Source organism: Paractinoplanes atraurantiacus (assembly GCF_900215205.1).
Taxonomy (GTDB): Bacteria; Actinomycetota; Actinomycetes; order Mycobacteriales; family Micromonosporaceae; genus Actinoplanes; species Actinoplanes atraurantiacus.
Genome location: NZ_OBDY01000003.1, coordinates 500,983 through 520,968 on the forward strand (window position 1 = coordinate 500,983; position 19,986 = coordinate 520,968).

General features: G+C 70.7%; 22 protein-coding genes. 10 read left to right on the forward strand and 12 right to left on the reverse strand.

From position 1 onward, the window contains the following. Positions 1 to 166 precede the first annotated feature (166 nt). Positions 167 to 1,231 carry a mechanosensitive ion channel family protein gene (locus tag CRP55_RS11620; protein ID WP_097319819.1) on the reverse strand — a complete coding sequence of 355 codons (1,065 nt, stop codon included), beginning with the start codon at positions 1,229 to 1,231 and terminating at the stop codon, positions 167 to 169. A 189-nt stretch (positions 1,232 to 1,420) separates the two neighbouring features. Here CRP55_RS11620 and CRP55_RS11625 point away from each other — a divergent pair, with 189 nt between their 5' ends. Continuing rightward, positions 1,421 to 1,969 carry an HNH endonuclease gene (locus CRP55_RS11625; RefSeq protein WP_097319820.1) on the forward strand — a complete coding sequence of 183 codons (549 nt, stop codon included), beginning with the start codon at positions 1,421 to 1,423 and terminating at the stop codon, positions 1,967 to 1,969. Positions 1,970 to 2,027: 58 nt separating this feature from the next. Here the strand turns inward: CRP55_RS11625 and CRP55_RS11630 are convergent, their stop codons facing one another. Together CRP55_RS11630 and CRP55_RS11635 are read right to left on the reverse strand one after the other, a co-directional pair. Beyond that, positions 2,028 to 2,831, reverse strand: a complete 804-nt coding sequence (locus tag CRP55_RS11630; RefSeq protein ID WP_097319821.1) for a class F sortase — start codon at positions 2,829 to 2,831, stop codon at positions 2,028 to 2,030. A 244-nt stretch (positions 2,832 to 3,075) separates the two neighbouring features. Beyond that, positions 3,076 to 3,570 carry a hypothetical protein gene (locus tag CRP55_RS11635; RefSeq protein ID WP_097319822.1) on the reverse strand — a complete coding sequence of 165 codons (495 nt, stop codon included), beginning with the start codon at positions 3,568 to 3,570 and terminating at the stop codon, positions 3,076 to 3,078. Between the two features lie 250 nt (positions 3,571 to 3,820). Here CRP55_RS11635 and ctaJ point away from each other — a divergent pair, with 250 nt between their 5' ends. The 3 genes from ctaJ to CRP55_RS11650 all read left to right on the forward strand — a co-directional run bounded on the left by ctaJ (position 3,821) and on the right by CRP55_RS11650 (position 5,246). After that, the gene (gene ctaJ, locus CRP55_RS11640) at positions 3,821 to 4,105 is read left to right on the forward strand and encodes an aa3-type cytochrome oxidase subunit CtaJ (protein WP_245922932.1); all 285 of its coding nucleotides are present in this window, start codon (positions 3,821 to 3,823) and stop codon (positions 4,103 to 4,105) included. A 64-nt stretch (positions 4,106 to 4,169) separates the two neighbouring features. Further along, the gene (locus tag CRP55_RS11645; protein ID WP_097319920.1) at positions 4,170 to 4,559 is read left to right on the forward strand and encodes a DUF5130 family protein; all 390 of its coding nucleotides are present in this window, start codon (positions 4,170 to 4,172) and stop codon (positions 4,557 to 4,559) included. A 114-nt stretch (positions 4,560 to 4,673) separates the two neighbouring features. After that, on the forward strand, positions 4,674 to 5,246 hold the full coding sequence (locus CRP55_RS11650) for a Uma2 family endonuclease (protein WP_097319823.1): 573 nt from the start codon (positions 4,674 to 4,676) through the stop codon (positions 5,244 to 5,246). Here the strand turns inward: CRP55_RS11650 and pepN are convergent. Then, complete coding sequence (gene pepN, locus CRP55_RS11655; RefSeq protein WP_097319824.1) at positions 5,243 to 7,801, reverse strand: aminopeptidase N; 2,559 nt, start codon at positions 7,799 to 7,801, stop codon at positions 5,243 to 5,245. The genes CRP55_RS11650 and pepN overlap by 4 nt on opposite strands. Before the next feature lie 129 nt (positions 7,802 to 7,930). Between pepN and CRP55_RS11660 the strand changes: the two genes are divergently transcribed. The 5 genes from CRP55_RS11660 (at position 7,931) to CRP55_RS11680 (ending at position 11,450) form a co-directional block, all read left to right on the forward strand. After that, the gene (locus CRP55_RS11660) at positions 7,931 to 8,560 is read left to right on the forward strand and encodes a mycothiol-dependent nitroreductase Rv2466c family protein (protein WP_097319825.1); all 630 of its coding nucleotides are present in this window, start codon (positions 7,931 to 7,933) and stop codon (positions 8,558 to 8,560) included. A gap of 70 nt (positions 8,561 to 8,630) precedes the next feature. Then, complete coding sequence (locus CRP55_RS11665; RefSeq protein ID WP_097319826.1) at positions 8,631 to 8,843, forward strand: hypothetical protein; 213 nt, start codon at positions 8,631 to 8,633, stop codon at positions 8,841 to 8,843. Between the two features lie 10 nt (positions 8,844 to 8,853). Next, a complete protein-coding gene (locus CRP55_RS11670; protein ID WP_097319827.1) occupies positions 8,854 to 10,050 on the forward strand; it encodes a DUF1015 family protein in 1,197 nt (398 codons plus the stop codon). A 2-nt stretch (positions 10,051 to 10,052) separates the two neighbouring features. Beyond that, complete coding sequence (locus CRP55_RS11675) at positions 10,053 to 10,964, forward strand: alpha/beta hydrolase (RefSeq protein ID WP_097319828.1); 912 nt, start codon at positions 10,053 to 10,055, stop codon at positions 10,962 to 10,964. A gap of 21 nt (positions 10,965 to 10,985) precedes the next feature. Further along, positions 10,986 to 11,450: a ribose-5-phosphate isomerase gene (locus CRP55_RS11680; RefSeq protein WP_097319829.1), complete on the forward strand. Its 465-nt coding sequence runs from the start codon at positions 10,986 to 10,988 to the stop codon at positions 11,448 to 11,450. 40 nt (positions 11,451 to 11,490) lie between these two features. Here CRP55_RS11680 and CRP55_RS56460 read toward each other — a convergent pair whose 3' ends face one another. Further along, positions 11,491 to 11,775, reverse strand: coding sequence for a hypothetical protein (locus CRP55_RS56460; protein ID WP_438865781.1), 285 nt, complete (start codon positions 11,773 to 11,775; stop codon positions 11,491 to 11,493). A gap of 431 nt (positions 11,776 to 12,206) precedes the next feature. Next, positions 12,207 to 13,424: a GNAT family N-acetyltransferase gene (locus tag CRP55_RS11690; protein ID WP_097319921.1), complete on the reverse strand. Its 1,218-nt coding sequence runs from the start codon at positions 13,422 to 13,424 to the stop codon at positions 12,207 to 12,209. A gap of 100 nt (positions 13,425 to 13,524) precedes the next feature. On the opposite strand from CRP55_RS11690, the gene CRP55_RS11695 reads away from it, so the two are divergent. Next, the gene (locus CRP55_RS11695; protein ID WP_097319830.1) at positions 13,525 to 14,139 is read left to right on the forward strand and encodes a DNA-directed RNA polymerase II; all 615 of its coding nucleotides are present in this window, start codon (positions 13,525 to 13,527) and stop codon (positions 14,137 to 14,139) included. Here CRP55_RS11695 and CRP55_RS11700 read toward each other — a convergent pair. The 6 genes from CRP55_RS11700 to CRP55_RS11725 form a co-directional block, all read right to left on the reverse strand. Then, complete coding sequence (locus CRP55_RS11700; protein ID WP_097319922.1) at positions 14,132 to 14,929, reverse strand: SDR family oxidoreductase; 798 nt, start codon at positions 14,927 to 14,929, stop codon at positions 14,132 to 14,134. The genes CRP55_RS11695 and CRP55_RS11700 overlap by 8 nt on opposite strands. 142 nt (positions 14,930 to 15,071) lie before the next feature. Beyond that, positions 15,072 to 15,425 (reverse strand): AtzH-like domain-containing protein, encoded by a 354-nt coding sequence (locus tag CRP55_RS11705; RefSeq protein WP_097319831.1) that lies wholly within the window; start codon positions 15,423 to 15,425, stop codon positions 15,072 to 15,074. After that, positions 15,422 to 16,969, reverse strand: a complete 1,548-nt coding sequence (locus tag CRP55_RS11710) for a SulP family inorganic anion transporter (RefSeq protein ID WP_097319832.1) — start codon at positions 16,967 to 16,969, stop codon at positions 15,422 to 15,424. Before CRP55_RS11710 ends, CRP55_RS11705 begins: the two co-directional genes overlap by 4 nt. Further along, entirely contained in the window at positions 16,966 to 17,625 is a 660-nt protein-coding gene (locus CRP55_RS11715; RefSeq protein ID WP_097319833.1) for a cysteine hydrolase family protein, read from the reverse strand. The genes CRP55_RS11710 and CRP55_RS11715 overlap by 4 nt, the downstream gene beginning before the upstream one ends. Before the next feature lie 2 nt (positions 17,626 to 17,627). After that, positions 17,628 to 18,362: a biuret amidohydrolase gene (gene biuH, locus CRP55_RS11720; RefSeq protein ID WP_097319834.1), complete on the reverse strand. Its 735-nt coding sequence runs from the start codon at positions 18,360 to 18,362 to the stop codon at positions 17,628 to 17,630. Next, entirely contained in the window at positions 18,359 to 19,951 is a 1,593-nt protein-coding gene (locus CRP55_RS11725) for an allophanate hydrolase (protein WP_179855129.1), read from the reverse strand. The genes biuH and CRP55_RS11725 overlap by 4 nt, the downstream gene beginning before the upstream one ends. Positions 19,952 to 19,986: the final 35 nt, after the last annotated feature.

Consider the following 19,986-nt stretch of genomic DNA (forward strand, 5'->3'; position numbering starts at 1 on the left):
CCGTGCGCGCCCGGGCGGGGGTCGACGCCCGCCGGGAACGTGATGCCGCATGTGCAAATGCTCAAGGCGGATTCTGCCCGATCGTCCGAGTCGATGCTAGGGCGTACGGGCGGAATGTCGGCCAAACGGTCGAGTTCAGCCCTCCTCCGTACGCCCTGATCGCAGGTCAGGTAGCTCCGCCCGGCTGCTGGTCCGCAGCGGAATTGCCGAGGTACGCCGGCGGCACCGCGCTGCGCGGAAGCAATCGAGAGGCGGCGATGCGTTCGGAGAGCCCGCTCGTCTCCAGCGACTCGGTCAGCGCTTTCCGGAGATCACGTTGCACGGCGACCTGACCGTCCGAAGTCGTCTTGGCGATCGTGCGGATGACGGCGCCGTCGACCGTCAGCTGCTCGACGCCGACCACGTCCGGCGGCTCGAGGAACTCGGTCTGGTGCTCGGGCGCGTCGGCCACCCGCTGCGCGGCCTCCTTGAGCACCCCGATGGCGTGCTCGGAGTTGACGAAGCCGATCGGGATGTCGATGACCACCATGGCCCAGCCCTGGCTCTTGTTGCCGACCCGCACGATCTCGCCGTTGCGGATGTACCAGAGCACGCCGCGCGCGTCGCGCACCGTGGTGATGCGCAGGCCGACCGTCTCGACCACGCCGGTGGCCTCGCCCAGGTCGACCGTGTCGCCGACGCCGTACTGGTCCTCCAGAAGCATGAACAGACCGGCGATCAGATCCTTGACGAGGCTCTGCGCGCCGAAGCCGAGGGCCACGCCGACGATGCCGGCGCTGGCCAGCAGCGGGGCCAGGTTGAAGCCGAACTCACCCAGGACGAGCAAGGCCGCCATGGTGAAGACGACGGCACTGACGAAGCTGCGCAGCACCGACCCGATCGCCTCGGCCCGCTGGCGGCGGCGCTCCGGTATGTACTGCCCCTCCTCGGCGGTCTGCGCCGCCTTCTCCTTCAGCGGCTTGAGCAGCGCCGGCATCGAGGCCCGGGTCGTGGTGTGCGTCAGGCGGTCGATGGCCCGGTGCAGCAGCCAGCGGATCAGCAGCGCGATCAGGATGATGCCGATGATCCGCAGCGGCTTCACGATGATCACGTAGCTGCTGCTGGCCAGCCACTGGTTGCCGGTCCACTCCAGGACCCGGCTGCAGAGCGCGTCGGTCTTGCAGACCTCTTCGACGTTGATCGTCGTGTAGACGTCGGGCGAGGGTGAGGGGGATGGGGCTAGAAGCAACACGGGGCACAACCGTACCGGGAAGCCCGGACCCGCCTCTCAGGTGTCGCACAGCGCGCTGACCTCAGACGTTTACCCTCCGGCCACGGATTTCGCTCGCAATTTGGCCATCCATCAGGGACTATTGGCGCACAAGGTTCCGTCTACGCACGCAGGAGCGCCAGTAACGCTTTACCCGAAGGGTGAACTTTGATGCCTGACATACGACCCATAGTGGGCTCATCCGCGTTGGTTCTGAACGCCACCTACGAGCCGCTGTGCGTCGTATCGGTGCGTCGAGCGACCATCCTCGTCCTGACCGCCAAGGCAGAGTGCGTCTCCGACGGCGACGGCATCCTGCACAGCGTGCACACCAACCTTCCGGTCCCCTCGGTCGTGCGCCTCACCCGGTACGTGAAGGTTCCGTACCGCACCCATGTCGGTCTCTCCCGCCGAGCGATCTTCGCCCGGGACGGCGGCCGCTGCGCCTACTGCCGCGGCTCGGCCGAGACCATCGACCACGTCTTCCCGCGCAGCCGCGGAGGCCTGCACGCCTGGGAGAACGTGGTGGCGGCCTGCGCCAAGTGCAACCACAGCAAGGGCGACAAGACCCCGGCCGAGCTCGGCTGGAGGCTCCACCAGATACCGGCCGCACCACGCGGTGTGGCGTGGCGGGTCCTCGGGCACCGCACGCCAGACCCCCGTTGGGCCGACTGGCTCGACCTCCCTGCCGCCCCGGCTCTGGAAGCCGAGGCGGCTTAATTGTCTGTGCTGCTGGCTTCGCTTCGCTCAACGGGGCAAATCGCGGTTCGCGCCGGGGCTAAGAGTCTCGGGTGTCTATGAGTGAGGCGAAGACGACGATGTTGTCCTGGTAGCCGGTGCTGCCGCCGATCCAGCGGCCGCCGCAGGTCAGCAGGCGCAGGGACGGGCGGCTGAAGTCGCCGTAGACGCGCTGGACCGGGAGTTTGCCCTTGTCGAAGTGCTCGACCGAGTTGACCTCGAAGATCGCTACGGAGTGGTCGGCCCGCTGCACCTCGATCCGCTGGCCCGGCTTGAGCTTGGGCAGGGCATGGAAGACCGATGGTCCGGTACGCGTGTCCGCGTGACCCACGATCAGCGACGGCCCGAACTGGCCCGGCGTGGGGCCGCCGTCGAACCAGCCGGCCTCGTTGTGCCGCTCCAGCGGCGGCACGTCCACGGTGCCGTCGTCGGCCCAGCCCACCTCGAGGATCGGCGCCTTCACCTTGATCGCCGGGATGGTCAGGCGCAGCGGCCGGCTCGGGTCGAGCACCGGGAACGAGCGCGGCGGCGGCTCGTTCTTCTCGTGGCCCGCGAACAGACCGCCCAGGTCGAGGTTGGTCGCCGCGCCCAGCCCCATCGCGACCACGAACAGGCCGACGAAGAGCAGGGCGAGCGCGATCATCCCGATCGGCCACGGCTTGCGGCCGCGGGTGGGCCGGGGCGGCGACTTCGGCAGCGGGCGGGGGCTCGCCTGGCGAAAGGGGTGACGCCCGGGCAGGGGTGACGGCGCCGGCAGCGGCCCGGTGATCATGCCGGGTGGTGGCGCCGCGATCTGCGCCGGTTTCTTGCGCAGCACCGACTCCGGCATCCGCGGCCCGCTCATCGGATCACGCCGATCGGACCCCGAGGAGCTCCGCCCGGCCCAGCCGCCCCGCGCGGCCCTTTCTCGCGCGGCACCCTGGCTCGGGGTGCCGGAGCGCGCGGCGCCCTGGCTCGGGGTGCCGGAGCGCGCGGCGCCCTGGCTCGGGGTGCCGGAGCGCCCGGCGCCCTGGTCCGCGGGGTCGGGGCGCGGTGAGGGGCGGGACGGTGACTGGCGCGGCGGGGGCTGGCCGGTCATCGCCGGGGCCTCAGCCGAGCCACCGGCGGCGCAGGGACACCGCGCCGAGGACGACGCCGGCGGCGATGACCGCGAGGCCGCCGCCGATCAGCACGGGCGCGTTGCGGCCGGGTGCGGTGCCGCCTCCGCCGGTGGCCGGTCCGCGGGCCGGTTCCACCTTGGCCACCACGTGGATCGTGGCCACCGTCGTGTGGCCGTCGGGGCAGCGCAGCTCGGCCTGGTAGTCGCCGGGCCGGGCACCGGACGGGACGCGTACGGTCGCCGTCAGAAAGCCGTATTGGGGCGCCACCGTGACCGTTCCGAACAGCCCGGACGTGACCGTGGCTGCCTTGAGATTGTCGTCACAGGACGCGCGGAGCCCCAGCTCGTCACCGACGGGCACGGTGCTGGGGTTGACCTCGAGGAAGATCGCGGCGGCCCGCGCCGGCTCCGCGCCGACCAGGACGATCGGGACGAACAGGCCCAGAAGGAGCGCCGCCAGGGCGGCGGGGACGTGAATGCGCATCGATTCCCCCTCCTGCCGTCCGGTGACGCAGGGACACGAACGGCGCGTGTGGGTGATTTTCGCATCTCCAAGCCCTTTTCGCCGAGATCCCCATCGGCGGACCATCCGACCGCCCCGCCCTGCCACCCTTAAGAGGACTAAAGCCGGATCTGAAGTTATAGACCCGGCGCAACGGCATGACCTGCGCTCCGCTACCGTGACAGTTGTTCGGATCAGTTCGAGGGAATTCAGGCGCCTGGGGGCGTTGACGTTGTCGATTTCAAGCACCGTTCTGGTCTTCGTGGTCATTCCGGCGGTGATCATCGGCCTGATCGCCGCGCTCGTCATGGCCGGCGCCGACCGCACGAAGCGCACACACCGCTACCGGCCCGGCCGGCCCTACGACTTTCAGCCGATCTGGTTCTTGGCCAGGCCGGAAAAGCTCGTGGGCGCCACTGCCGCTCAGCCGGCGCTGACCGCTGGGCAGGTCCTGGAGGACAGCTCCGGAGCCCCGGTCAAGCCCGGTCCTACAGGAGGCGCAAGTGACAGCTGGTGACCTTGGCAAGCAGCCTCGGAAAGGCCAGGCGCTGACCGCCCTGGACGAGCCCGGTGGCGACACGCTGGTCCACGCGTCCTCCGGCAACGAGGTCGAGGACGGCCCGTTCACCACGCGGCAGCTGCTGCGTCTCGACGAGGCGCTGCGGGTGGCCGACGAGTCCACCGGTCTGACGTTCAGCGTCTACATCGGCGAGTTCGAGACGCCCACCCGCGAGTTCGCGGAGAAGCTGGCCGCCCAGGTCAAGGACGCCGACAACGCGGTTCTGCTGGCGATCTCGCCCAACCAGCGCAAGCTGGAGATCGTGACCGGCAGCCAGGCCCGCAAGCGGATCTCCGACCGGGACGCGAAGCTGGCCGGGCTGTCGATGTCGGCCGCCTTCGCCGGCGGCGACCTGGCCGGCGGCGTCATGGCCGGTCTCGACCAGCTCGCGTCGCACGCCGGTCGCAGCTGACATTTACTGCGATAAAAGCCCTCGGGTAACCGGGGGCTTTTTCGTAGGCGAAACCGGGCGGTAACAACACTCTGTCGCTAGGCTTGTAGCCCACGGTGATGGAGGTGGTCCGGTGTGGGACTGACGAGCCCGGCTTCGTACACCCTCGCGCACTGGAGCGCCCCCGAGGGCGAGTGGAGCGAGCCCGACCTCCACTTGTTCCCGCAGGACGGTCACCGCTACGAGATCGTCGACGGCAGCCTGCACGCGTCGCCGCCCCCGCCCGAGTCGCACGAGGCGACCGTCCGCGGCGTGGTGACCTCGCTGCGCTCGTCGGCGCCGCCCGGCTGGTGGGTCTGCGACCGGGTCGGCATCCAGATGGGCGACAGCAACCTGGTGCCCGACGTGCTGGTGCTGCGCCCGCGCTCGTCCGGCTCGGTCTGGTGCGATCCGGCCGATGTCGCCCTGGTGGTCGAGATCGAGACGCCGGCCACCCAGCGCTTCGACCGCCTGCTCAAGCCGTCGCTCTACGCCGAGGCCGGCATCGCGAGCTTCTGGCGGGTCGAGCCGGGACGGGCGACACCTTTGCTTCACACGTACGCGTTGGCGGGCGACCGCTACCAGGCGGTGCACAGCGTCGAGGGCGCCGAGCCGGTCAAGCTCGACGCCCCCTATCCGATGCGGATCGCCCCCGCGGCCTGGCTCTAGCTCGCGGCCGAGACATCCTTGGCGCGGGCCTTCAGGGCCCGCAGGATGCCGTCGCGGCCCTCGGCGACCAGGCGGCGCAGCGACGCCGGCTGACCGTCGCGGGCGAGCCACGCGTCCGTGAGCGCCACCGTCTCCTCGCTGATCTGGTACACCGGGTAGCCCAGCATCGCGAACTCCTGCGCGGGCTCGCTGTCCGAGCGGGCCCAGACGTCGCCGACCACGTCGAAGAACTTCGTCGCGTACGGCGCGGTCAGCTCCACCTGCTTGGTGCTCTGGAAGCCGGTCAGCAGCGAGCGGTTGAGCCAGTTGGGCACACCCTCGCCGGTCAGTTTCGCCCACACCCGGGCCTTGTTCTCGGCCGTCGGGATCAGGGCGTGGGCCACCGCGGCCTCGCGCTCGCCGCTGGCCGTCCGGTCGGAGGCGAGCTCGTCCTCGATCTGCTGCTCGGTGGCCTCGCCCAGCGACGCCAGCGCCTGCAGCAGCGACCAGCGCAGCTCGGTGTCGACGACCAGGCCCTCGGGCACGCCCTCGCCGCCCAGCCAGCCGCGCAGCACGGCCAGCTCGTCCCCGGTGCGCGCGGCCCCGATGAACGCCCGGGCCCAGGTGAGCTGCCAGCCGCTGCCGGCCGCCGCGGCGGCGAGCTGGGTGCGGGCGAGCTCGGCCAGCTGCGCGTATCCGGTGGCCTGCCACGCCGGGTCGGCGTACTGGGCGATCGCGGTCGAGGCCTGGCGGAACGTGTACGTCGACAGGTTGATGTCGGTCTCGGCGGGCAGGCCCGAGCAGACCAGCGTCACGTAGTCGCGGGCCGCCAGCTCGGCGTCGCGCAGCATGTCCCACGCCGCGTTCCAGCACAGCGCCCGGGCCAGCGACGAGTCGAGGCCGGCGATGTGGCGCACCACGGTCGCCATCGAGCGCTCGTCGAGCCGCAGCTTCGCGTACGTCAGGTCGTCGTCGTTGAGCAGCAGCACGTCGGCCGCCTTGACCCCGGCCAGGGCCGAGATCTCGGTGCGCTCGCCGGTCACGTCGATCTCGAGCCGGTCGCGCCGGACCAGCCGGTCGCCCTCGAGGTCGTAGAGGCCGACGCCGATGCGGTGGGTGCGCAGCGTCGGGTAGTCGGCCGGGGCCTCCTGCTGCACCACGACGCTCGTGTACGAGCCGTCGGCGCCGATCTCGACCAGCGGGCGCAGCGTGTTGACCTGCGACGTCTCGAGCCACTGGGCGGCGAACTTGCGCAGCTCGCGGCCGGAGGCGGCCTCGAGCTCGGTGAGCAGGTCGTCGAAGGTGGCGTTGCTCCAGGCGTGCTTGCCGAAGTAGGCGCGCAGGCCGCTCAGGAACGGCTCGAGGCCGACGTAGGCCACGAGCTGCTTGATCACGCTGGCGCCCTTGGCGTACGTGATCCCGTCGAAGTTGACCTCGACGGCCTCCAGGTCGGGCATCTCCGTGTAGACCGGGTGGGTCGAGGAGAGCTGGTCCTGGCGGTAGCCCCAGCTCTTGCGCACCGACAGGAACGTCGTCCAGGCGTCGGTGAAGCGGGTGGCCCGGGTGTTGCACCAGTGGCTGGCCCACTCGGCGAACGACTCGTTGAGCCACAGGTCGTTCCACCAGCGCATGGTCACGAGGTCGCCGAACCACATGTGCGCGAGCTCGTGCAGGATCGTGTTGGCCCGCTGCTCGTACTCGAAGTCGGTGACCTGCGAGCGGAAGATGTAGTGCGCCTCGGCGTGCGTCACGCAGCCGAAGTTCTCCATCGCGCCGGCGTTGAAGTCGGGCACCCACAGCTGGTCGTACTTGGCGAGCGGGTAGCGCACGCCGAACTGCTCGTGGAAGAAGTCGAAGCCCTGCTTGGTGACCTCGAACAGGTTGTCGGCGTCGAGGTACTGAGCCATCGAGGCGCGGCTGAAGACGCCGAGCGAGATGCCGTCGTGCTCGTCGCGCACCTCGTGGTACGGCCCGGCGCAGAGCGCGGTGATGTACGTGCTCATCCGCGCCGACTTCTCGAAGTGCACCGTCTTGGCGCCCGGGCCGGCCTTCTCCTCGCGCTCGGCCGGGCTGTTGGAAATGACCTTCCAGTGCGCCGGCACCGTGGCGTGCCACGTGTAGACGCTCTTGAGATCGGGCTGGTCGAACGCGGCGTACACCCGCTGGGCATCGGCCGTCTCGAACTGGCTGTAGAGGTAGATCTCCTTGTCCACCGGGTCGAGGCTGCGCTGCAGCCCCTGACCGCTCGCCGAGTAGGCGAAGTCGGCGTCGACCACCAGTTCGTTCTCGGCGGCCAGGCCGGTCAGGGTCAGGCCCTTCTCGGCCGAGAACCCGGCCAGGTCGAGCGGCTGCCCGTTCAGGGTCGCCGACCGCACCGAGGCCGCCGCGGCCTCGATGAAGGTCTCGGCCCCCGGCTCCCGGCAGGTGAACGTCACGACCGTGGTGGAGCGGAAGGTGCCGTCGCCGGGGTTGCCGTGGCCGTCGGTGAGGTCCAACGTGATGTCGTACCCGGTGACCTCGAGCAGGCGAGCCCGCTCGGCCGCCTCCACCTGGGTCAAATTACGAACTCCGGCCACAGTCACTCTCCTCTGAGCGCACAAGCTTTCCCGCTCAGCCTATGCGGACGGCTACGGGTGGCACACCTCACCCGGCGTCCTGGACAGGACAGTCGAGCAATAGATAGTTGCTTGGAGGAGTATCGACACATGACCGAACGCTCAACCGTCGACATGTGGTTCGACCCCATCTGCCCGTGGGCCTGGATGACCTCCCGGTGGCTGCTCGAGGTGGAGAAGGTCCGTCCCCTCGACGTCCGCTTCAACGTGATGAGCCTGTCCGTGCTCAACGAGGGCCGCGACTTGCCCGAGGAGTACCAGGCCCTGATGACCAAGGGCTGGGGCCCGGTACGGGTCTGTATCGCGGCCGAGGAGGCCGCCGGCCCCCAGGTCCTGCGTGACCTCTACACCGCGCTCGGCACCCGCATCCACCTGCAGAAGTACGAGCTCGACGAAAAGCTCTACAAGGAGGCCCTGTCCGAGGTCGGCCTCGACACCGCGCTGGCCGACGCGGCCACCAGTGACGCCTGGGACGACGCGCTGCGCGGCAGCCACGACGCCGGCATGAAGCCGGTCGGCACCGACGTCGGCACCCCGGTCATCCACGCGCCCGGCCCGAACGGCGACGGCGACAAGGTCGCCTTCTTCGGCCCGGTGGTCACTCCCGCCCCCAAGGGCGAGGCGGCCGGCAAGCTGTGGGACGGCGTTCTGCTCGTGGCCGGCACCCCCGGCTTCTACGAGCTGAAGCGTTCGAGGGACATCGGTCCCATTTTTGACTGACCGGCTTCCGCTTCTCCGTACGAGTCGTTGGATGGGGTGAGATACGCCTCATCCACGACGGAGAACAGAAATGGCCGACACCGAAGCGGTGGCGCTGTCCACCATCGCCGTCCAGCGCGGTGACTGGACTGATCTAGCACCCGACCTGGCACGCCTGGTGGCGCCGCCGGTCACGGTCTCGGCGCTGCCCCTGCAACGGCCCGTCGGCGACTGGCGCAGAGGGCAGCAGGCCAGGTCACGGGGCAACATGCCCGTCGGCAAGCATCAGCGGCGCGCCCGGTAACTTGGCAGACATGACGGTCGTGCACCCGATCAGCAAGGCCTGGGTCACCACTGGTGGCACCGGCGCCCAGAACTACGACGAATTCGCCGACGACGCCGAAATCACGTCCATCATCGCCGACAATCCGCATAGTTCTCTCGCTGTCGAGATGCCGCATCTGGCGCCCGACTCGCTCGGCAAGTCGTTCACCGACGCCCTGCCGGACGCGGTGGCCCGGCTCGCGCTGGAGCGCGCCGACGGCAGCTACGCCCCGGCCGAGCGGGTCGTCGTGCTCTACCGGATCACCGGCGAGGGCGAGCCGCCGGCGTACGGGCTCTGGAGCATGGTCGACACCGACCAGATCTCCACCCGGGCCGACGAGCCCGGCCTGGTGATCCGCAACGAGGAAGTCTTCATCGAGAAGGTCCGCGAGCGCGTGGCCCTGGCCGAGGCGCTGGGCACCCTGCTCTCGCCCGTCCTGCTGCTGCAGACCACGAGGGGTGAGGAGCTGCACGCGGCCCTCGCCGCGGCGATCGAGGGGGCCGGCGAGCCGGCCGCGACCGACACCGATCAGACCGGCCGTACCCACGCCATCTGGGTCGTCGGTCCCGGCGCGCTCCAGGACGAGCTGACCGGGCTGGCCGGCGGTGGCGAGCTGGTCGTGGCCGACGGCAACCATCGCAGCCTGGCCGCGCAGACGGCCGGCTTCCCGCGCTTCCTGGCGGTCGTCACCACGCCCGCCTCGGTCGCCATCCAGCCCTACAACCGCCTGGTCAGCGAGTTGCCGGTGCCGCTCGACGAGTTCCTGGCCCGGCTGCGCGCGGCCGGCGCGACGGTCACCGAGGTGCCGCGACCCGCGCAGGTGCCTTCCAAAGGGACGATTGAGGTGTACGCCTCCGGGCGCACCTTCACGCTGGGCCTCCCCGTCAACACGAACCTGTCGGCCGTCGACAACCTCGACCACGCGCTGGTCGAGCGGGTGCTGCTGCGCGACACGCTCGGCCTCGACGCCGGCGACAAGCGCGTGTCGTACATCGGCGGTGACTACCCGGCCGAGTGGCTGCGGGGCGAGGTCGACGAGGGCCGTTCCGAGCTGGCCGTGCTGATCGCGCCGGTCACCGTCGACGACTTCGTCACGGTCAACCTGGAGCGGCAGAAACTGCCTCGCAAGAGCACGTGGTTCACCCCGAAGGCCCGGGGCGGCCTGGTTCTCGCGCAGCTCGACTGATCATGCTGAACCCGCAGGTCACGGCGGCGGCCGGGCTCCGTTCCCGGCCGCCCGTCCTCTCCTCTGCCGACCCTTACGAGCAGCTCCAGGCCGTCCGCCAGGCGATGATCGACGCGATCGAGGTGGAGACCGGGCCGGAGCTGCCGCTGCCGGTGGTGGTCGACGTGGACGCCGACGGTGTGCCGTGCCGGCTCTACGCCACGCGTACGGACGCTCCGGTCTTCGTCTATCTGCACGGCGGCGGCTGGTGCTACGGCACCGTCGAGACCGTCGACCGGCTGTGCCGCCGGATCGCCGACCGCTCGGGCTGCGCGGTGCTGTCGGTGGAATACCGGCTGGCCCCCGAGCATGTCTTCCCGGCCGCCCAGGACGACGTCGACACGGTGCTGGCGTTCGTCCGCAAGTCGGGGGCGGATCTCGGCGTCGACCCGTCGCGGCTGGCGATCGGCGGCGACAGCGCCGGCGGTCAGCTCGCCACGGTGGCCGCCCGGCGGCAGCGCGACCAGGCCACGCCGCTCGACCACCAGGTGCTGATCTACCCGGCGATCGACCCGATGACCGCCTCGGAGTCGTACGACGAGGTCGGCTCGTACGGCCTCGACCGCGCCTCGATGAAGCTGGCCTGGGAGACGTACGTCCCCGATCCCCGGCTGCGGTTCACGCCCGATGTGGCCCCGCTGGCGGCGGACCTGGCCGGAATGCCGCCGACCCTGATCATCACGGCCGAGTACGACGCGCTGCGCGACGAGGGCGCCGACTACGCGGACGCGCTGCTGGCGGCCGGGGTCCCGGTGGTGCACACGCGCTATATGGGCGTGAACCACGGCTTCGCCCGCAAGCTGGCGGTGATCGACGACGCACGCGTGGCGGCGGATCAGATCGCCTCTGTTCTGCGAGCATCCTTGTGCTTCTGATCGTTCTGAGAGAGTGAGAGCATGCGCGTCTACCTGGGTTCCGACCACGCCGGCTACGAGCTGAAGATGCACCTCGTCAACCACCTGATCAAGCAGGGTCACGACGTCGTGGACGTGGGTCCGCACGTCTACGACCCGGAGGACGACTACCCGGCGTTCTGCCTGCAGACCGGGGCCAAGGTGGTGGCCGACGAGGGCTCGCTCGGCATCGTCATCGGCGGCTCCGGCAACGGCGAGCAGATCGCCGCCAACAAGATCGACGGCGTCCGGGCCGCGCTGGTCTGGCGCACCGAGATCGCCCAGCTGGCCCGCCAGCACAACGACGCCAACATCATCAGCATCGGCGCCCGCGAGCACACCCTCGACGAGGCCACCGCCTTCGTCGAGACGTTCCTGGCCACCCCGTTCTCCGGCAACCCGCGCCACGCCCGCCGCATCGCCCAGCTGGCCGACTACGAGCGCACCCGCGAACTCCCCGAAATCTGAGCTGGCTGAGCCGGCTGGCTCCGCTTCGCTCCGCGGGCGGTCACCTGTTCCGGGGGAGATCCTCGCGGGGGACCCAGTTGCGGCGGACGATCGTGAGGTTGGCGTCGGCGTCGGCCAATTGCTCGTCGGTGGGGCGGGCGGCGTCGCGGGCGCGCAGGGCGGCGGTGACGCTGACCTGGGACGAACCGGAGCCGACGAGGCCGCGCAAGCCCCGCTCGGCCTCGCGGTCGTCGCCGCCGGGGCCGTTGCCGAGAGTGCGGCGGCCCGGTGAGCCGTTCCGCGCCGGCCGGGCGTCGGCCGGTTTCGCCCGCGGCGGCGCCGGCACCGGCTCGGGCTCGGCACTCCGCTCCTCAGCGACAGGCTCGGCGGCCGCAGCGGCACCCGCGGTGCCGGGGCGGGCGAGGCCGGAGGCCGCGGCGCCGGAGCCCGCCAGGCCGGAGCCCGCGAGGTTGGGGCTCGCGGTGCCGGAGCCCGCCAGGCCGGAGCCCGCGAGGTTGGGGCTCGCGGTGCCGGAGCCCGTGAGGCCGGGGGTCGCGGGGCCGGAGCCCGCGAGTTCAGCGGCCGCGGGCTCTGAGTCGGTGACGTCGGGGGCCGGGTCGGCGACCGGAGTGGTCACGGCCGTCCCCGTGGGCGGCTCGGTGGTCTCGTCGTCGTACCCGGGCGGCGTGGCGGCTGGGTACGAGTGGGAGGGACGCACGCGGCGACGTCGGCGTTCGGGCTCACCCATGACGCCGACGTTACCGCCGCCGGTGCCACTCAGAACACCTCGAGGGCGCCCGGCTGCCGGTGCCAGCCGAACGCGGCCGACGGGAAGTTCGCCGTCAACCGCCGCACCCGGCCCGCGGCGGCCAGCGTGGCCAGCGTCGTCCCGCCCAGATAGGCCGCGCCGAGCTCGGTGACCGTGCACGTGAGGTCGGGTGCGTCGTCCGTGCGTACACAAGAAGCCTTGTCCTGATTCGCCGTCAGGCGAAACCGGCCGTTGTTGGCCTCGATGATCGGGTCGGTGACCTCGATGACGACGTCGATCGGGAAGAGGTAGCGCCGGGCCTCCAACGCCGCCGGCACGTCGACCAGGCGCACCCAGAGCCCGTCGGCGTACTGCCGGCCCAGCCGGCGCGGCTCGTCGACCAGATGTTGCAGGGGCTCGTCGACCGTGGCGTAGCTGTACGCCGCCTTGCGGGCCAGGTCGATGGTGAGCAGGAAGCGCCACAGCTCGGTGTAGGTGACCGGGTCGGCCGCCACGACCTCGTCGATGCGCACGGTGGCGTCGGGGCCGTAGCCGTTCCAGCCGCTCTTGACCCGCCACAGCGCGTATCCGGCCGGGCCCTCGTCGCCGTCGACGATCACGCCGTAGCGGCCGGTGGCCCCGTCACGCTGGTCGCTGTCGTCGCGCAGCAGATATTGCCACCAATGGTCGGCGCGGCTCGACCAGCCGGGACGGTCGGCGCGGAGCCGGTCGTGCAGCGCGGCCAGCTCGGCGCGCGCCTCGCCCGGCTTGATCATGCGCAGCCGGACGCGCTGCACCGGTGCGGTGATGCGCAGCTCGCGGGTGGCGATCTCGAGCCGGAGGCGGTCGGCGGCCGCGCCGTAGCCGAACCGCGGGTAGATCGCCGTCTCGCTGGCCCACAGCACCGCGACGGCCTCACGGCCGGCCTCGGCGATCTCGGTGAGCTGGCGGCGCATCATCCCGCTCAGCAGGCCGCGGCGCCGATGGGTGGGAGCGACGCCGACGCCGGTGACGTGCGCGGCCGGGATCACGGCGCCGGGCACGCTCAGCTCCCGGGTCTGCGCGGTGGCATGACCCACCACCAGGCCGCCGTCGTCGGCCACCAAGGAGCGCTCGGCCTCGGTGATCCGGATCTCCCAGTCGCGGAAGTCGTCGCTGACGTGCTCGTGGAAAACCTGGCCCATGAGGTCGGCGATCGCGGGGAGATCGGCGGCGGTGGCCGCGCGCAGGCGTACGGAATCGTCCATGCGCACTTGTGTAACGGACAGCCGCCACCAAGGCGAATGATTTGCGGGCTCGCTACTCTCGGAGTGGCGGGGAACATTAACCGCCGACGGAGGGGGACTGATGCCTGAGCAACCGCAGTGGTCTGAGCGGACGCTCGACATGCCACCGCAGGACCCGTGGGCCGACGTGCCCACGACGCCCGTGGACGGCCCGCCGGCGCCCGGGCGTTCGGCACAGATGCCGCCGACCGCGCCTTTCGCGAAACCGGAGGAAGCGGCGTCGCCGTTCAGCCGGGGCCGGGCCCAGGTCAACCCGCAGCCGCGCTACACGCAGCCCGAGCACACCAGCCCGGGCTGGTCCGGCGTCGAGGCGGCGCCGGACCGGCCCGCGTTGAGCTGGCGCTGGAGCGAGATGCGCAAGGGCGGCGAGTGGACCAGCGCCGCCGTGCTGTTCGCCTTCGTCTGCTGGGGCATCTGGACGCTGTCCGGCGACGGCGACTTCGGCACCCCGGTGATCGTCTTCGTGGTCACGCTGGCCGTCGCGGCCGGCCTGTTCTGCCTGGCCCGCCTGGTCGGCCACCTGGTGCTGGAGCGCCAGTTCGGCCGCGTCCGGCGCTCCTCACGCGGCTCCCACCTGGTCACCTCGCTCTTCCTGGCCGGTGTCGGCGTCACCTTCCTCCAGCAGACCCAGTGGGTCATGACCGCCTTCCACTGGGTCACCGGTCACCTCAGCTGACCGGCTTTCCGCCGGTCACGCCGAGCACCTCGCCGGTCGTGTAGCTGGACTCCTGGCTCGCGAAATAGACGTAGGCCGGTGCCAGCTCGGCCGGCTGGCCGGCGCGGCCCAGGGGAGTGTCGCAGCCGAACGACTTGACCTTCTTCTCCGGCATCGTGGCCGGGATCAGCGGCGTCCAGATCGGGCCGGGCGCCACAGCGTTGACCCGGATGCCCTTGTCGGCCAGGTCCTCGGCCAGCGCCTTGGTGAAGGCCACGATGCCGCCCTTGGTCGTCGCGTAGTCGAGCAGCGCGCTGGACGACTGGTAGGCCTGGATCGACGCCGTGTTGATGATCGTGGCGCCAGGCTGCATGTGCGGCACCGCGGCCCGGCACAGCCAGAACATCGCGTACAGGTTCGTCTTCATCACCCGGTCGAACTGCTCGTCGGTGATGTCGGTGATCCCGCCCGGCTGCGCCATCTGATAGGCCGCGTTGTTGACCAGGATGTCGATGCCGCCGAGGTCGGACAGGGCGCGGTCGACGATCGCCCGGCACTGCGACTCCTCGCGGATGTCGCCGGGCACCAGCGCCGCGACCCGGCCCGCCTTCTCGATCAGCTGGGCCGTCTCGCGGGCGTCTTCCTCCTCCTCGGGAAGATAAGAGATGAGGACATCAGAGCCTTCCCGGGCGTACGCGATGGCGACCGCCCGCCCGATGCCCGAGTCCCCGCCGGTGATGACGGCCTTGCGGCCGGCCAGGCGCCCCGACCCCTGGTAGCTCTCCTCGCCGTGGTCCGGTCGCTGCGGCATCTGCCCGGTCAGGCCGGGCGGCTCCAGGTCGCCGCCGTCGTACTCCGGTCCGGGATATTTGCTGCGCGGGTCCAACGCTTTCTCCTTCGGCTCGTGAGCGGACGAGCACGGTATGCCCGGAGAAACCGTGCGTAATCCACCGTCACGCCGGCTCCGACACGTGCGCCGCCACGATCCGCCAGCCCTCCTCCGTCCGTACCCAGGTCTGGGACTGGCGGCCGAGAACGTCGCGGCCCGGATAGCCGAAGAGCGTGTTGACCACCGCCACGTCCGGGCCGAAGGCCTGAACGAGGGTGTCCTTCAGATAGCGGCCGGACGGCAGCGGCGGCTGGGCCCGGCGCCACCGCCGCTGCTCGTCGAGGCCCACCTGCTGGTCGGCGATGCCGTAGCGGACCGCACCCGGCGCGAAGAAGGCCAGTATCGCGTCGGCGTCGTTGGCGGTCAGGGCCCGCTCGTACGCCTCGAACAGTTCGGTGACCTCGGCCTCGACAGTCATGCGCGGGCCTCCGCGACCTCGTCGATCTCCTCCGGCTCCGGTCCCCGGAGCGCCGGCCGGGTCAGCGCGAAGATCACGCAGACGGTGGCCAGGAACAGGTAGCCGAGCGTGACCTGTCCGTCGGCGTTCCACTGCACCTTCGCGGCGTGGATGAGGCCGACGAAGCTGAGCGCCGCCCCCGAGGCCGCGAAGATCGCCGCGTGCCAGAAGCGCTTGTCGATGATGAAGGCGACGATCGCGCCGAGCACGAGACCGGCCAGGATGGCGCCTTCGCCGAGCGTCTTCAGGCCGTCGTAGACCACGCCGGCCCCGGCCAGCGCGTCCGTGCCGACCTGGGCCGCGGTCGTGCCGGCGGCGGCCAGGGCGTTGTCCATCTGCCCGGTCGCCCACTGCGCGATGTTGGGGATGAGCGCCGCGACCACCGCCGCCGCGTGGGCCCGCGGGGTCGCCTGGAACGCCTGCGCGCCGATCAGCAGGCCGATGTAGAGCAGGATCGGCACGATCGCGGCGGTCGGGAAGATCGCGCCGAGCAGCCCGAACAGGCCGAAGAAGCAGAGCAGCGCGATCACCACCCCGGTCGCCATCGAATATCCGGTGCGGCCGCCCGCGGCCTTCCAGCCGGGGTGCCCGACGTAGACGGCGGGCGGGAACGGCGAGCCGAGGCAGGACCCGATCACCGCGCCGGCTCCGTCGGCCAGGAGCACGCTGCGCAGGTTGTACCGGTCGCCGGCGGTGGCCGCGCTCTCGACGTTGGTCATCGCCTCGGTGAAGTTGTAGACGCCGAGCGGGATGGCGGTGGCCAGCAGCGGCGCCATGTCCTTCAGGCCGTCGAGCAGCAGGTCGACCTTGAAGTGCGGGAAGGCGAACGCGATGTCCTTGGCGGCCGCGGTCACGTCCGGCACCGACATGGCGCCGCCGATCCAGCCGATCGCGGTGCCGACGAGCAGCGCGGCCAGGCCGATCGGGAAGTTGTAGGGCAGCTTGACGTCGGTGAGCAGGCCGATCAGCAGCAGGCCGAAGACCGGCAGCGCGATCCACGCGTAGTTCCACATGGTGCCGGCCGGGTTCATCGAGATGAAGGTGATCGAGATGCCGGCCAGGGTGCCCAGCAGCGCCGCCCGGGGCGCGTACTTGCGGATGTACGGGCCGACGAACGCCCCGATCAGCACGATCACGCCGATGATGAAGGCCCAGGCGATGCCGGCCGTCCACGCCGCCACCGGGTCCTTCGTGGCCAGGTAGATCGGCAGCATGATCACGAAGATGACGATGAACATGTGCGGCACGCTGGGCCCGTACGGCAGCGCCGTGACGTCCGTGCGGTTCTCTTTGGCCGCGAGCCGCCGGGCCAGATAGGTGTAGTAGACGTTGCCGGCGACCAGGGCGATGCCGAGCGCGGGCAGGATGACGCCGAAGACGTCCGAGGCCGGCATCCCGATCACGCCGATGCAGAGGCCGGTGAGGGTGAGCACGTTGACCAGGACGTTGACACCGAAGCCGAAGAAGGCGTTGGTGTCGCCGCGGACCCAGTAAGCCGTTTTCATCTCTCCTCCTGGAGGGCGTCGATGACCGTCGGTGACTCCGCGACCCAGCCGAAGATGCCGCCCTGGGCGGCGATCATGTCGAGGCCGGCGCGCTGGAACTCGGGGAAGTAGGAGCCGACGCAGTCGGCCAGGACGAGGCACTCGTAGCCGCGGTCGTTGGCTTCGCGGACCGTGGTGTGGACGCACACTTCCGTCGTGACGCCGGTGACGATCAGGCTTCTCGTGCCCAACTTGTCGAGAATTTCCGACAAGTCAGTCGCGTAGAAGGCGCCCTTGCCCGGTTTGTCGACGACGATCTCACCGTCCAGAGGGGCCAGCTCGTCGACGATGTCGTGCCCGTACTCGCCGCGGATGAGAATGCGGCCGAAGGCGCCCTCTTGTCCGATCTGCCCGCGAGACAGCTTGGCGGGTGGGCAGTCGGACAAATCGGGCAGATGACCTTCGCGGGTGTGAACGACCGGGAGGCCTCGGGTGCGCCACGCCGCCAGCAGCACGGACAAGGGCTCGATGGTGCGGCTCAGCTGGGACACGTCGTTGCCGAGGGACTCGCCGAAGCCGCCGGGGAGCAGGAAGTCCCGCTGCATGTCGATGACGAGCAGCGCGACGCTGTCGGAATTGAAGGTGTAGGGACCGGGTTTGGCCTCCAGAGTGGGCATAATCAGACCGCCTTCAGTCCGCTCAAGGGCGGCGGGTGGGGTGGTTGGATGGCCGTCGCCGCGATGACGTCGTCCGAGGTGGCGACGCAGCCGAAGACCCCGCCCTGCATGGTGACCATGTGCAGGGCGGCGGCGTGGTTGGCCGGGTCGGTCGCTCCCGTGCAGTCGCTGAGGATCAGGCACTCGTAACCGCGGTCGTTCGCCTCGCGCATCGTCGTGTGCACGCAGACGTCGGTGGTGATCCCGGTCAGGATCAGATGCGTGATGCCGTGGGTGCGCAGCACCAGGTCGAGGTTGGTGGCGTAGAAGGCGCCCTTGCCCGGCTTGTCGACGATCACCTCGCCGGCGATCGGCGCCACCTCGGGCACGATCTCCCAGCCCGGCTCACCCTTGATCAAAATGCGGCCGCACGGGCCGAGCGCGCCGATCTCGGCCCCGATCTGCGCCGAGCGCCAGCGCTTGTTGGCCGGCAGGTCGGACAGGTCGGGGTCGTGCCCCTCGCGGGTGTGGATCACGAGCATGCCCAGCTCGCGGGCGTGGGCCAGCAGCCGTGCGGTGGCCGGCAGGCCGGCCCGGGTGAGCCCGATGTCATATCCCATCGCGTCCACGTAGCCGCCCGGCCCGCAGAAGTCGGTCTGCCAGTCGATGCAGAGCAGCGCCGTCCTCGCGACGGGGACCGACCCGTCGTACGGCCAGAGATAGGGGTTCGCTTTCACGGGTCCGATGAGTGCCGTCATGCGTTCGGTCCTCTCGAGCGGTATTGCCGCCAGCCGCCGCTGGCGGTGATGTCCGGTGCGCCCCGCGCCGCGTACGCCTCGCAGAGGAACCCGGTGACCTCGGTGCCGTCGGCCAGCGCGACCCGGCCCAGCGACAGCGGCGCGGCGATGCCGGCCAGCAGGCCGCCGACGGTGGCCGACGGCAGCTGCCACAGCTCCACCTCGATCGCCTCGCCGCCCTCGGGAACACGGACCAGGCCGGGCGCGCCCGACGGCAGGTGATGGAGCCGGTAGCAGGGCGCGGTGCGGGCGGCGCCGAGCAGCGTGCCGCCGCGGTCGAGCAACTCGCCGTTGCGCGGCTCGCCGCTGAGATGCAGTCCGGCCACGGCCAGCGTCATCGCGTCGTCTTTTCTGACGCGGCTCGCCGCCAGCAGGAGCGTCTCGTCGCTGAACGCCGGGCCGAACAGGGTGAGCGACGCCGGCCGCCCGTCCTCGGTGAAGCCGTTCGGCACGGTCACCGCGGCCATGCCCAGCAGGTTCGCGAACTGCGTGTACCGGCCGAGATCGAGGTTGCGGCCGATCGGGTCCTCGGCGATCTCGGCCTGGGTGTAGGTCGTGCCGATCGTCGGCAGCACGAGCACGTCGATCCGTTCCCACATCCGGTCGGCGGCGGCCTTCAGCTCCCGCAGGCGGTGCTGGGCCCGGAAGGCGTCGACGGCGCTGAAGGCGTACCCGGCCTCCAGCACCCGCCGCGTGACCGGCAGCATCTTCGTCAGGAAGCCGTCGAGATCGGCCAATCGCTCGGCCACCCACGGACCGCGGTAGAGCAGGTCACCGGCCTCCAGTAGGGGCGCGACGTCCAAGACGATGTCACCGCCGATTCGCGCGTACGCCTTCTCCTGCCCGGCGTCGGCGAAGAAGTCCAGCCCCTCGGCGACGCCGACTTTTGGTTCCGCCGGCAGCGGCCGGTCACCCTCCGAACCCCAAGGGTCCTGATGTACGCGGCCCCGCGCGGCCCGGAAGACGCCGCCGGCCGATGCCACAGTCGGAGCGAAGACCGACACGCAGTCCAGCGAGCGGCAGGCCGGTACGACGCCGAGCGTGCTGAGCAGGCCGCGGGTGGGCTTGACGCCGACGATCCCGTTGAGCGCGGCCGGCACGCGCCCCGAACCGGCGGTGTCGGTGCCGAGGGCGAACGAGACCGATCCGTCGGCGACCGCCACCGCCGAGCCCGAGCTGGAGCCGCCCGAGATGAGCCCGCCGCCGAAGACGCTCTCGGGGGCGCCGTAGGGGGAGCGGCAGCCGGTCAGCCCGGTGGCGAACTGGTCGAGGTTGGTCTTGCCGACGACGATGGCTCCGGCGTCGACCAGGCGCTGGACGACCGGTGCGCTGCGCTCCGGCTCGTACGCGAAGTCGGGGCAGGCGGCGGTGGTCGGCAGGCCGGCCACGTCGATGTTGTCCTTGACCGCGAAGGTCAGTCCGGCCAGCGGCTGTCGCGGATCGACCCGGTCGGCCTGTGCGTGCAGTTCGGCGGCGCTGAAGGTGCTGATCCAGACGCCTTCTGATCTTCGGTGGGACAGGAATCGATCGACGCTTGCGTGTGCCTCCACATCGTCGATTGTCGACAATCCTGTTTCGGTCGTTA

Excerpts from the sequence above, each read along its gene's own strand:
- CRP55_RS11660 (WP_097319825.1), top strand. The coding sequence starts at position 7,931 with ATGACCGAACGCTCAACCGTCGACATGTGGTTCGACCCCATCTGCCCG.
- CRP55_RS11670 (WP_097319827.1), top strand. The coding sequence starts at position 8,854 with ATGACGGTCGTGCACCCGATCAGCAAGGCCTGGGTCACCACTGGTGGC.
- CRP55_RS11665 (WP_097319826.1), top strand. The coding sequence starts at position 8,631 with ATGGCCGACACCGAAGCGGTGGCGCTGTCCACCATCGCCGTCCAGCGC.
- CRP55_RS11695 (WP_097319830.1), top strand. The coding sequence starts at position 13,525 with ATGCCTGAGCAACCGCAGTGGTCTGAGCGGACGCTCGACATGCCACCG.
- CRP55_RS11700 (WP_097319922.1), bottom strand. The coding sequence starts at position 14,929 with ATGCCGCAGCGACCGGACCACGGCGAGGAGAGCTACCAGGGGTCGGGG.
- CRP55_RS11675 (WP_097319828.1), top strand. The coding sequence starts at position 10,053 with ATGCTGAACCCGCAGGTCACGGCGGCGGCCGGGCTCCGTTCCCGGCCG.
- CRP55_RS11705 (WP_097319831.1), bottom strand. The coding sequence starts at position 15,425 with ATGACTGTCGAGGCCGAGGTCACCGAACTGTTCGAGGCGTACGAGCGG.
- CRP55_RS11625 (WP_097319820.1), top strand. The coding sequence starts at position 1,421 with ATGCCTGACATACGACCCATAGTGGGCTCATCCGCGTTGGTTCTGAAC.
- CRP55_RS11690 (WP_097319921.1), bottom strand. The coding sequence starts at position 13,424 with ATGGACGATTCCGTACGCCTGCGCGCGGCCACCGCCGCCGATCTCCCC.
- CRP55_RS11710 (WP_097319832.1), bottom strand. The coding sequence starts at position 16,969 with ATGAAAACGGCTTACTGGGTCCGCGGCGACACCAACGCCTTCTTCGGC.
- CRP55_RS11635 (WP_097319822.1), bottom strand. The coding sequence starts at position 3,570 with ATGCGCATTCACGTCCCCGCCGCCCTGGCGGCGCTCCTTCTGGGCCTG.
- biuH (WP_097319834.1), bottom strand. The coding sequence starts at position 18,362 with ATGACGGCACTCATCGGACCCGTGAAAGCGAACCCCTATCTCTGGCCG.
- CRP55_RS11680 (WP_097319829.1), top strand. The coding sequence starts at position 10,986 with ATGCGCGTCTACCTGGGTTCCGACCACGCCGGCTACGAGCTGAAGATG.
- CRP55_RS11630 (WP_097319821.1), bottom strand. The coding sequence starts at position 2,831 with ATGAGCGGGCCGCGGATGCCGGAGTCGGTGCTGCGCAAGAAACCGGCG.
- CRP55_RS11715 (WP_097319833.1), bottom strand. The coding sequence starts at position 17,625 with ATGCCCACTCTGGAGGCCAAACCCGGTCCCTACACCTTCAATTCCGAC.